The following is an 11,120-nucleotide window of genomic DNA, read 5'->3' as shown; positions in this document are numbered from 1 at the left end:
GCTTTGCTACACGCTTCCTTCAGACCCCGCCTCACAACGACGCCCTTGCGTTTCACTAGGCCTTCGCCCCATCAGGCTGGACAGGGAACTTGCACCCCCAAGCTGTTGCGCATGCTCGGCGCACAAATAAAAGCGACGATGGCCGCGCGTTTTCCATCCAATCCGGCAAGCGTTTTGTAGCGGATCTTAAGCTTGGCCGCCGCGATTCCGAACAGGAAATTCACCCACACGGGTTCTAGCAAGCCTGCGCCGTAAACCAGCGCCAGCAAGACGATCGTGACAAGCACGAAACGCGGCGTCGTCAGAAAAAACGCGAGCAAAGGCAGAAGCGCATAGAACGTCCATTCATAGCGCAGCGTCCACGTCGCTGGATTGATCATCCACGATTGCTGGAGTCCGTTGAGATCGTGATGGCCCAATATGCCGAGCGCGAGCCATCTCGCCGCGCCGCGAAGCAGTTCCGATGGCGCAACATGCAATGTCCAGCCCGTGACATATCCGACGACGATGAAGACCATCGTCGTAACGAACAAATAGAGCGGCGCGAGCCTTCCCAATCGCGACAGATACAAGCGCCGCCAATTCACGCGACTGCGCGACATCATGAGCTTCTGCGAAAACAGAAAGCCTGTGATCATGAAAAACAGCGATACCGGGACGCGTCCGCACAGAATGTAAAACGTGGAATCGGGCCATACCCATTCGCCGGTTCGATACCAGATCGCGCTCGATGCCGTGTGCGTCAAAAACACCGCAAACGCGAGATAGCCTCGCAAGCCATCGAGATAGCCGTAGCGTTGAGCGTGTCCGAGTTCATCGATTTCGTCGCGAATCATCGGGCTGCGCTTGCCCAACGCGCCCGCGACGATAAAGCAGACGATCGTCGTCAAACACGCGGACCACAACGGGAACGGGCTGGACGCCATGAGTGTGTCTTATCCGAGATTTGGACGGGGCAAGAGTTCTCTTGTCAACGAGCATCGTCAGCGTAGTTGAAAAAATAGACTTGCGACGGCCATGCTCTTGGCGTTATCGGCACTTATCGTATGAAGTTGGTCATCCTTTCCATTTCTGGATTAATCTTTAGAACGTGTGAAAACGAATAGAGCAAAGCGCCTTTTCTTCTTAGCGCCCTGCCCGTTTTCTTCTAGCGAATCAAAGCAAGCCAAGCTGCGCGAGACTCTCAGCGCATGCAACGATTGCCTCCTCTTGCGATCGCGGCTTCCAGTCCAGCAGACGGATCGCCTTATCGCTCGTTGCATTCAGGTTGATGCCGAGCAACGAAACAATTCCCTGCATTGCAGGATGCTTGCGTACTTCGGCGTCCGGTAACACGTTTAAGGGCACCTTGTTCGCCACCTCGCCGAGCCTTGCTTTAAGCACCTTCGCGACGTCGATCATCCACATGCTCTCGCCGGCCGTCGCAAGGAAGCGCTCGCCCTTGGCCGATGGATGCGTCATTGCACGCACATGCAGATCGGCCACGTCGCGCACATCGACGAATCCCGAATTGATATTAAGGCAACCCGGCTGGCCATCCAGCAGGCTCTTGATGATACGAACCGAATGCGAAAAATCCGCGCCCAGCGCGGGGCCGAGCACCGCCACCGGATTGATCGCCGACAGTTCCAGCCCGCCTCCTTCGGTGCGAATAAAGTCCCACGCTGCACGCTCCGACAGCGTCTTCGACTTCTGATACGGTGCGACGTCCTCGGTCAACTCGCTCCAGTCGGTTTCATCGAACGGACAACGATGTTCCGCCGAATGACCCATGCCGACCGCGCCGAATGCGGACGTCAGCACGACGCGCTTCACGCCCGCATCGCGCGCGGCGCGCAATACGCGCAGATTGCCGTCGACGGCGGGCTTGACCCAATCGTCTTCGCTGACCTGATCGCCCGATGGCGTCGGCGATGCGCCGTGCAAGACATAGGCGCAGTCCGCCATCGCATTCGGCCAGGCGGCGTCGTGCATCAAATCGGCGGCGACGAAGGACAAGGAATCCCCCGCTTTCATTCCGCCGGTTTCGAGTTGCTTGCGCACTTCCTCCTCGCGCGTCAGCGAGCGAACGGTGGTTCGCACGCGATAGCCGCTTTGCAGCAATGCCAGAATGCAATGCTGCGCGATAAAGCCAGTCCCGCCCGTGACAAGTACGAGTTCGCCACTCATGCCTATTCCTTTAGTCGATCGTTAAGAGCGTTCAGATTAAATGCCTTCGTTCGAACGGAGAATGCTTGAAGATGCGAAATACTTGCGCGATAGTACGAACATGGCTACCGATCCCTTGTCCGATATCCTCAGACTGACTCATGCCGAATCGCTGGTGACAGGCGGCTTTTCCGCTGGCGGCGCTTGGGCCATCCGCTTTCCCGCGCCGACGACGATCAAATTCTTTGCCATCGTCAAAGGACATTGCTGGGTCAGCATCGACGGGGAAAAAGATGCGATCCGCTTTGAGAAAGGCGATGTAGGTTTGCTTGCCGCGCCGCGCTCGTTCATCGTGGCTAGCGATTTAAATCAGGCGCCCGTCGACGCGATGAGCCTTTTTTCCGGCGCGGGAAAGTCCGCTACGCAAATCGGCGACGGAGAAGATTTAGCGTATATCGGCGGACATGTACGGCTCGATGCCGCAAGCGGTCCGCTCGTCGCCAACGCCCTGCCGCCGTGGATTCGCATCGATGCGGCGACGACGCAAGCCACCGCGTTTCGCTGGCTGTTGACGCAACTCGTCGACGAACGATCGGACGTGCAGCTGGGCTCGCAACTCGCATCGGCCCATCTGGCTCAACTGCTATTTATCCAGATCCTGCGCGCGCATATGGAGAGTGCCGCCGTCATGTCGCCCGGCTGGTTTCGCGCGATGAGCGATGGGCGTCTGAAACCCGCGCTGGTGCTTATGCACGGCGATCCCGCGCGCAATTGGCACCTCGACGAACTCGCCGATGCCTGCGCGATGTCGCGTACCACCTTCGCCTCACGCTTTAGAACGGCGGCAGGCGTCGCACCGCTCACTTATCTCGGCGAATGGCGCATGCGTCTGGCGCAACAGGCTTTGCGCGACAGCACGACTCCGGTGGCGGTGATCGCGCAATCGATCGGCTATACGTCGGAAAGCGCGTTCAGCAATGCATTTAAAAGAATGACCGGACATTCGCCCAGGGATTATCGAAACGCCAATCGGCCCGAGGATGAGCGCGGCATCGACGAAGCGGACGCGTTCGAATTTTCAAGCGAATTAAATTAGCGCCAAAACGCTAAGCCTTGCCACGCTTAAAGCTTGCTAAGAACCTTGAGCTTTTCGCGCGGATAATCGGATTTCCGTAAGCCGGAGCACAGATCGCGGCGCATTCCATATGGACAATCGCTGTACTTGCTCGGCGCCATCCGGCGCTGCTCGCGTCCCCTGGAGAAGCAATGGGTTGGAAAAACCTGCTTACGGAGTTGCCGGTCTGGACGATCGGCCGTTTCAATCCGCCACGACATGATCCGCATCGCAACACCTCGCGCGACATCCTCGTGCTGCGGCCGAACGATTTCGGCGAATTGCTGAGCACCACGCCGATCTTTGAGGCGCTGAAAAAGCGCTTCCCGTCGACGCGCATCGTCGCGGGCATCGGCAATTGGGGACGTCCGATTCTGGAAAATAATCCCTTCATCGATGAGATCGTCGAGCTCGATGCACCGTGGAACAACAAGATTGTCCAGGACCGTTCGCCGGGTAGCGTCGCGCGTTTTCTGCTGAAATCGCCGCAAGTCGCCGCGCTGCGCAGACGCGGCGGTTTCGATGTCGGCATCGACGTGCTCGGCAGCTACATGGGCGCGCTGCTGATGATGCGGTTCGGCGTGCGATATCGCATCGGCGTGCGCGGCTATCGCGGCGGTCATAGCGGCTGTCAGGAATTCATCGACTTCGCGCATCGCCAGTCGGGCCGGGCCGGGCCGCGCTCGCGCAAGCGGAATTGCTCGGCGCAACCGATCTCCCCGAAGCCCGGCCGCAACTCTTCCTCACGGACGAAGAACGCGCGCGCGCCTCGGTAATCTGGAACGCCGCCGCGCCGGGCAGCCGCACGGTGCGCGTGCTGGTCGGCATTGGCGCGGGCGTGACAACCAAGATATGGGACCCACGACAGGTTGCCCAAGCCCTGACACAGATCGCATCGACGCTGGAACGATCGGGCGATACATGCGATATCGTCATCGTCGGCAGCGAAGCCGACAAGGCACGCGCAGCCGAAGCCGTCGCCGCGATGGGACCGGGCACGAAAGCACGCTCGGTCGCGGGCGCGGTGCCGATGCGCACCGTCTTCGCGCTCGCAGAAGGCGCCGACGTCGTGCTCACCAACTCGTCGATGCTGATGCATGTGGCCGCAGCGTTTCATCGGCCGATCGTCGCGGTGGTCGGCGGCAGCATCACGCGACCGGCTGTCCACGACGCGATCTGGGGCTATCCCGCGAACTATCGCAGCGTGTCGCCGGATCACTATGTCGAGAGCCAGCACGAGAAAAATTGGCCGAGCGTCGATCGCGTCGTGCATGCCGTGCTGGAATCGCTGAGCGAACGACGACGCTCGCACGATGCATCCATCGCGATGCCTGAATAACGGACTGTCCTCGACGAATGACAGGACCACTAAGGCAAGCATCGTCGTGGTGCATGCGCGTGGCTGCGTGTCCGCTCGCGGTGCGCACGCGCGTCGAACGTTCATCGCGCGTCCATCGTTATATGGGCAAATGCTCGCGGACCCGGCAGCTTGTGCGATCGCACGCCTGCCGCGCCGGGCGTTCTTCTAAGGATAACGATTACTTTTCGCTGCGGCACGCGCCTTGCAAAGGCCTAATCCGCCGCAGGCAAAGTTCTGGTGAGGAGTAAATCGTGGAAAGCAACAGTGTCGGGTACGTATATCTTGGTATCCCTGAACACCTCGCCGGAGTGCTCTGGTCGACCGTGCATGAGATGCAGCGCAGCCTGTCAGGCCGAGAGGATCACGCCTGGGCGCTGTTGACCAGTGCCACGCTTAGCCGCTGCGTGCTGCACTTCGCTTGCCTGTATCGCGAACAGGGCGGCGTCGACCCGCATCCCGAGCTGGCCTGTCTGGAGGTTTTTCATCTCTTCGCGGAGCAGCTTAGGCAGGACACCACGGCGCTCGAATGGAGCGTGCCTGCGCATATGGTACCTGTCGTGGCGGGCGCGGTGGCCGCATGCGGTCAGCTCGTCGTCGATCGCATGTGGTCGGAGTAGATCATTCGCGCCAGGCTTCGCCATCGGGATATCAAAAGCGATCGAGCGTGTCCGCCTTCATCTCGATGCTATAGCCGGCGCGCTGCGGCGGCATATAGCGCCCGTTTCGGATCACCACGGGATCGATAAAGTGCTCATGCAGATGATCGACATATTCGAGCACACGATTGTCGAGCGACCCCGACACGCAGATGTAATCGAACAGCGATATATGCTGCACGTATTCGCACAAGCCCACGCCGCCCGCATGCGGGCACACGGGCACGCCGAATTTCGCCGCCATCAGCAACACGACGATCACTTCGTTGAGTCCGCCCAGACGGCAACTGTCGATCTGGCAAAAATCGATCGCCTCCGCTTGTAACAACTGCTTGAACATCACGCGGTTTTGATAATGCTCGTCCGTCGCGACGCCGATCGATCCGAGGCGTCGGCGAATGGCCGCGTGACCGAGCACGTCGTCGGGGCTGGTCGGTTCCTCGATCCACCACGGATCGAATTCAGCCAGACGCCGCATATTGGCAATGGCTTCGTCGACGTCCCAGACCTGATTGGCGTCCATCATCAGCCTGGAGTTCGGACCGATTTCTTCGCGCAAGATGCGCGCACGACGCACGTCTTCTTCGAGATTGCCGCCCACCTTCTGCTTGAAATGCGTCCAGCCCTGCGCGACGCCTTCGCGTGCCAGCCGCCGGATTTTATCGTCGTCGTAACCGAGCCAGCCTGCCGATGTCGTGTAGGCGGGATAGCCCTTCGCAAGCATTTCCTTTTCGCGCTCGCCGCGTGTGGCCGCATGGCGCTCGAGAATCGCGATGGCCTCGTAAGGCGTGATCGCATCGGTCACGTAGCGAAAGTCCAGACAGCGCACGAGTTCTTCCGGCGTCGTATCCGCTAGCAGCTTCCAGACAGGCTTGCCCTCCGACCTCGCCCACAGATCCCATGCTGCATTGACGACGGCAACGGTAGCCAGATGAATCGCGCCTTTGTCCGGACCGATCCATCGCAACTGACTATCCGATGTAAACGCGCGCCAGAAGGCGCCCATATTCGACGTGATGTCTTCGAGCTTCCTGCCAACGATCAGCGGCGCAAGCGCATTGACCGCGCTCACGCAAATCTCATTGCCGCGACCGATGGTAAAAGTCAACCCATGCCCGACAAGTCCGTTCGATGCATCGGTCTCTAGCGTGACATAGGTCGCCGAGTAATCGGGCGTCGCATTCATGGCGTCCGATCCATCCAGCGAACGAGAAGTGGGAAAGCGGATATCGCGTACCGACAGCTTCGTAATGGTGGTCATAAGAGCGTCTCCTTAACATCGTCGTTCGACTTTATTCTGCGGGAAAACACCTAAAAACAAGGTGTCGAATGGGTTGGCGTCCCACACTTAGAGATAGTGCATCGCTAAGCGAGGTGCTAAGCATTTGCACGCGTTGACAAGCCTCGATCTGCTTTCTAGCATGCTAGCATCTCCATCGGAAATCAAGCGCCCGTGAGTACCTCTCCGGATACATCGAGTGTCATCAGCACTCCGTATGATGCGTTGCACAAGATAAAGAGCGGCGAACGCGGCAGCCTCACGGATGCCGTCGAGGCCGCGCTGAGAGAAGCCATCGTCACGCTGGCGCTCGAGCCGGGCATGATGATCGACAAGCTTGCGGTGTGCGAACGCATGGGCGTATCGCGCTTTCCGGTATCGGCGGCGCTTGCGCGGCTCGAACATGCGGGGCTCGTCGAAGTCCTGCCGCAACGCGGCACGCGCGTAAAGCCGATCATGCTCGAAGACATTCATCAACACCTGTTTATTCGCAGCGCGCTCGAAGTCGAGACCGTGCGCGGCGTGGCCTCATTGCGCGATGCAACCGTGCTCGACGCCCTCGCGCTCAATCTCGACCAGCAACGCGCGGCCTTGAAAAGCGGCCAACGTCTTGCGTTTCATGCGCTCGACCTCGCCTTCCACGAGATTCTGCTCGACGCGATCAACCTACCGCGCGTCAAGGAAATCGTCGCCGTCTCGCGCAGCGCCCTGGATCGCGCGCGACAGCTGCTTGCCAGTCCCGAACGGCTCGTGCACACGCTGGCGGAACACGAACGCATATTCGAAGCGATCAAAAACGGCAAGACCGATCTCGCCGCCAAGGCCATGCACGACCATCTCGATCAGGTCATCGCCGAATTGCGCCGCTCGACGCAAGAGCGGCCGGATCTGTTCGCGCCGTGATCAAAGCCTGCGCTAAAGACGAAGCAAGCTCGCCCTGGCTACTCCAAACCGAACATGACACCTCTCATCTCCGTCAATCGACTCAGCAAGCGCTTTCCCGGCGTGCGCGCGCTGCATGAAGTGCAGTTCGATGTCCTGCCCGGCGAAGTCCACGCGTTGATGGGCGAAAACGGCGCGGGCAAATCGACGCTCATGAAGATACTGGCCGGCGTCTATAAGCGCGATTCAGGCGACATGCTCGTCAATGGTCAGCCGGTCGAATTCACGAGCCCGCGCGAGGCGCAGGCGCTGGGCATCGGCATCATTCATCAGGAACTTCAACTGATGAACCATCTGACAGTCGCGCAGAATATCTTTATCGGACGCGAGCCGCGCAAGCTGATGGGACTGCTGCTCGACGAAGACACACTCAATGCAGCGGCGCGCGACATCCTCACGCGGATGCACGTGAATCTCGATCCGCGCACTATCGTCGGCACGCTGACCGTTGCGAGTCAGCAGATGGTGGAGATCGCCAAGGCGCTGTCCTTCGATTCGCGCGTGCTGATCATGGACGAACCGACCTCCGCGCTCAACGATGCGGAAATTGCCGAGCTGTTCCGCATCATTCGCCAGTTGAAGGAGCGCGGCGTTGGCGTCGTGTATATCTCGCACAAGATGGATGAACTCGAGCAGATTTCCGATCGTGTCACGGTGTTGCGCGATGGCGAATATGTCGCGACCGTCGATACCAAAACGACGAGCGTCGAGACCATCATCGGCATGATGGTGGGACGCACGCTGACCGATCTCACGTCGTTCCTCGGTGGCGCGCATCAGGGCGAAGTCGCGCTCGAAGTGAAGCATCTCAACGCGGGGCCGCTCGTGCGTGACGTCAGTTTCACGCTGCGTAAAGGCGAGATTTTGGGCTTTGCCGGACTCATGGGCGCGGGCCGTACCGAAGTCGCGCGCGCGGTCTTTGGCGCGGATCCGGTTGGTTCGGGCAAGATTATCGTTAAAGGCGTCAAGGCGTCGATCAAAAAGCCTAGCGATGCCGTGAAGCGCGGTATCGGCTATCTATCCGAGGATCGCAAGCGCTTCGGGCTTGCGACCGGCATGGATGTCGAATCGAATATCGTCATGTCGAATCTCGGCAAGTTTCTGGGCGCGGGCATGTTTCTGCGTCGCGCGAAGATTCGCAAGACGGCGTCGCACTTCATCAAGCTATTGGCGATTCGCACGCCCTCGCCCACGCAGCCGGTGCGTCTGCTATCGGGCGGCAATCAACAAAAGATCGTGATCGCGAAATGGCTCGAGCGCGATTGCGACGTCTTGTTTTTCGACGAACCGACTCGCGGCATCGACGTTGGCGCCAAGAGCGAGATTTACAAGCTCTTGCGCTCGCTGGCCGAGCAAGGCAAAGCGATCGTGATGATTTCTTCGGAGCTGCCGGAAATTCTGCGCATGAGCGATCGCATCGTCGTGATGTGCGAAGGGCGCATCACAGGCGAATTGTCTTCCGCCGAAGCGACGCAAGAGCGAATCATGCAACTCGCCACCAAACGCGAATCTTTAAAAGCGGCTTGAGCCGCAAGAGGCCGAACTCATGACACAGACAACGGAACCGTCGGCGCTGGCCGAAGCCAAGCGAACCAACGGCTTGCGCGCGCGGGTATTTTCGCCGACGGCGCTGCAAAAATTATTGGCTTTCGCCAGCCTGATTCTGCTATTGATTTTCTTTAGCTTCGCGTCGCCCGCTTTCATGCAGATGGACAATATCCTCGGCATCTTGCAAGCGACGGCCGTCAACGGCGTGCTTGCGATTGCGTGCACGTTCGTGATCATCACAGGCGGCATCGATCTTTCGGTCGGCACGCTGATGACCTTTACCGCCGTGATTTACGGCGTATTCCTCACGTACTGGCATATGTCGATGTGGCTCGGCGTGATCGCGGCCATCGTTACCGGCGCGCTTAGCGGCACTGTCTCCGGCACGTTGACGGCGAAGATGAAGATTCCGCCTTTCATCGCCACGCTAGGGATGATGATGCTGCTCAAAGGCCTGTCGCTCGTCGTCTCTGCCGACAAGCCGATCTATTTCACCGACACCGAAAATTTCTACATGATTTCGCAGGATTCGCTGATCGGCTATTTCCTGCCTAGCGTGCCGATTCCGAATGCGGTGCTCATTCTGTTCTTTCTCGCCATCGTCAGTTCCATCACGTTGAACCGTACCGCGCTCGGCCGCTATACGTTCGCGCTCGGCAGCAACGAAGAAGCCGTGCGGCTTTCCGGCGTCAATGTCGATCGATGGAAGATCGCCATTTATGGACTGGGCGGCGCGATCTGCGGCGTGGCCGGTCTGCTGATCGCGTCGCGTCTGAATTCCGCGCAGCCGGCATTAGGGCAAGGCTACGAACTCGATGCGATTGCGGCCGTCGTTATCGGCGGAACATCGCTGAGCGGCGGCTCGGGCACGATTCTCGGCACTATCATCGGCGCGTTCATCATGAGCGTGCTGACCAACGGCTTGCGCATCATGTCGGTCGCGCAGGAGTGGCAGATCGTGGTGACGGGTCTCATCATCATTCTCGCGGTCTATGCGGATATCCTGCGCCGCAAGAAAAGCTGAAGCCTGGCAAAGAAGCACTAAAAGACTCTTAAGACGAGTCGAGATCAATGGCCTATCCAAGGAGGAGATCCATTATGCTGAAAAGAAAAATCATCGCGGTCGTGATTGGCGCAAGCGCGCTGATCGGCGCGACGGGTGCCGCTCAAGCGGACCAGCCGTATATTCCGCTTATTTCCAAGGGCTTCCAGCATCAGTTCTGGCAAGCGGTCAAAGCGGGCGCCGAGCAAGGCGCGAAGGAACACAACGTAAAGATCACGTTCGAAGGTCCCGAAACCGAAGCGATGGTCGACAAGCAAATCGACATGCTGTCCGCCGCGCTCGCTAAAAAACCGCAAGCGATCGGCATTGCAGCGCTCGATAGCAAGGCCGCCATTCCCTTGCTCAAACGCGCGCAGAACAACAAGATTCCGATCATCGCATTCAACTCGGGCGTCGATAGCGATATTCCGCTGACCACCTGCGCCACCGACAATCTCGCCGCCGCCGCGCTCGCCGCCGACAAGATGGCGGACGCCATCGGCAATGCAGGCGAAGTGGGCGTAATCGTTCACGATCAGACCAGCCGCACGGGTATCGATCGTCGCGACGGCTTTCTCAACGAGATGAAATCGAAGCATCCGAACGTCAAGATCGTGTCGGTGCAATATAGCTGCGGCGATCACCTCAAGTCCGCTGAAATCGCTAAAGCGATGATCCAGGCGAATCCGAATATCAAAGGCATGTTCGGCGCCAACGAAGGCTCGGCGGAAGGCGCGGCCATCGGCGTGAAAGAGTTCGGCAAGAAGCTCGTGCTGATCGGCTATGACTCGGGCAAGGAGCAGAAGGACGACATCATGTCCGGACTGATGGCGGGCGCGATCACGCAAAATCCGATCGGCATCGGCAAGTGCGTGGTGGACTCGGCGGTGAAAGCGCTCAAGGGCGAAAAGCTGCCGAAAAAAAGTGGATACCGGCTTCTACTGGTACGACAAGAGCAACATGGACGACCCGAAGATCAAGGCCGTGCTATATGACTGATTGAGCGCAACTTAACGCGTGCATCAAGAGGA

Annotated in this window: 8 protein-coding genes and 2 pseudogenes; 7 read left to right on the top strand and 3 right to left on the bottom strand. The window is 59.1% G+C overall.

The annotated features are described in order from the left end of the window. Positions 1 to 71 precede the first annotated feature (71 nt). Together BVER_RS08570 and BVER_RS08565 are read right to left on the bottom strand one after the other, a co-directional pair. A complete protein-coding gene (locus BVER_RS08570; protein ID WP_050452928.1) occupies positions 72 to 926 on the bottom strand; it encodes an acyltransferase family protein in 855 nt (284 codons plus the stop codon). Between the two features lie 229 nt (positions 927 to 1,155). Further along, positions 1,156 to 2,169, bottom strand: a complete 1,014-nt coding sequence (locus tag BVER_RS08565; protein WP_050452927.1) for an SDR family oxidoreductase — start codon at positions 2,167 to 2,169, stop codon at positions 1,156 to 1,158. Between the two features lie 61 nt (positions 2,170 to 2,230). Here BVER_RS08565 and BVER_RS08560 point away from each other — a divergent pair, with 61 nt between their 5' ends. The 3 genes and pseudogenes from BVER_RS08560 (at position 2,231) to BVER_RS31305 (ending at position 5,239) form a co-directional block, all read left to right on the top strand. Beyond that, entirely contained in the window at positions 2,231 to 3,244 is a 1,014-nt protein-coding gene (locus tag BVER_RS08560) for an AraC family transcriptional regulator (protein ID WP_050452926.1), read from the top strand. Between the two features lie 170 nt (positions 3,245 to 3,414). Next, positions 3,415 to 4,601: pseudogene (locus tag BVER_RS08555) on the top strand (glycosyltransferase family 9 protein). A gap of 272 nt (positions 4,602 to 4,873) precedes the next feature. After that, complete coding sequence (locus BVER_RS31305; RefSeq protein ID WP_157055970.1) at positions 4,874 to 5,239, top strand: hypothetical protein; 366 nt, start codon at positions 4,874 to 4,876, stop codon at positions 5,237 to 5,239. Positions 5,240 to 5,270: 31 nt separating this feature from the next. Here BVER_RS31305 and BVER_RS08545 read toward each other — a convergent pair whose 3' ends face one another. Next, complete coding sequence (locus BVER_RS08545; protein ID WP_050452924.1) at positions 5,271 to 6,539, bottom strand: L-fuconate dehydratase; 1,269 nt, start codon at positions 6,537 to 6,539, stop codon at positions 5,271 to 5,273. 243 nt (positions 6,540 to 6,782) lie between these two features. On the opposite strand from BVER_RS08545, the gene BVER_RS08540 reads away from it, so the two are divergent. The 4 genes and pseudogenes from BVER_RS08540 (at position 6,783) to BVER_RS08525 (ending at position 11,088) form a co-directional block, all read left to right on the top strand. Continuing rightward, entirely contained in the window at positions 6,783 to 7,460 is a 678-nt protein-coding gene (locus BVER_RS08540; protein ID WP_370444215.1) for a GntR family transcriptional regulator, read from the top strand. Positions 7,461 to 7,514: 54 nt separating this feature from the next. Next, positions 7,515 to 9,026: a sugar ABC transporter ATP-binding protein gene (locus tag BVER_RS08535; RefSeq protein WP_050452922.1), complete on the top strand. Its 1,512-nt coding sequence runs from the start codon at positions 7,515 to 7,517 to the stop codon at positions 9,024 to 9,026. Positions 9,027 to 9,045: 19 nt separating this feature from the next. Next, positions 9,046 to 10,071 carry an ABC transporter permease gene (locus BVER_RS08530; protein ID WP_050452921.1) on the top strand — a complete coding sequence of 342 codons (1,026 nt, stop codon included), beginning with the start codon at positions 9,046 to 9,048 and terminating at the stop codon, positions 10,069 to 10,071. Between the two features lie 74 nt (positions 10,072 to 10,145). Beyond that, positions 10,146 to 11,088, top strand: a pseudogene (locus BVER_RS08525) (ABC transporter substrate-binding protein). The last annotated feature ends 32 nt before the right edge of the window (positions 11,089 to 11,120 follow it).

This window comes from Candidatus Burkholderia verschuerenii, assembly GCF_001189365.1.
Lineage (GTDB): Bacteria > Pseudomonadota > Gammaproteobacteria > Burkholderiales > Burkholderiaceae > Caballeronia > Caballeronia verschuerenii.
The sequence above is the reverse complement of the archived record's forward strand: the minus strand, read 5'-3'. Positions and strand labels throughout refer to the sequence as shown.

Bases quoted from the DNA above. Each gene is read 5' to 3' on its own strand.
- BVER_RS08570 (WP_050452928.1), bottom strand. From the start codon at position 926: ATGGCGTCCAGCCCGTTCCCGTTGTGGTCCGCGTGTTTGACGACGATC.
- BVER_RS08565 (WP_050452927.1), bottom strand. From the start codon at position 2,169: ATGAGTGGCGAACTCGTACTTGTCACGGGCGGGACTGGCTTTATCGCG.
- BVER_RS08560 (WP_050452926.1), top strand. From the start codon at position 2,231: ATGCTTGAAGATGCGAAATACTTGCGCGATAGTACGAACATGGCTACC.
- BVER_RS08545 (WP_050452924.1), bottom strand. From the start codon at position 6,539: ATGACCACCATTACGAAGCTGTCGGTACGCGATATCCGCTTTCCCACT.
- BVER_RS08535 (WP_050452922.1), top strand. From the start codon at position 7,515: ATGACACCTCTCATCTCCGTCAATCGACTCAGCAAGCGCTTTCCCGGC.
- BVER_RS08530 (WP_050452921.1), top strand. From the start codon at position 9,046: ATGACACAGACAACGGAACCGTCGGCGCTGGCCGAAGCCAAGCGAACC.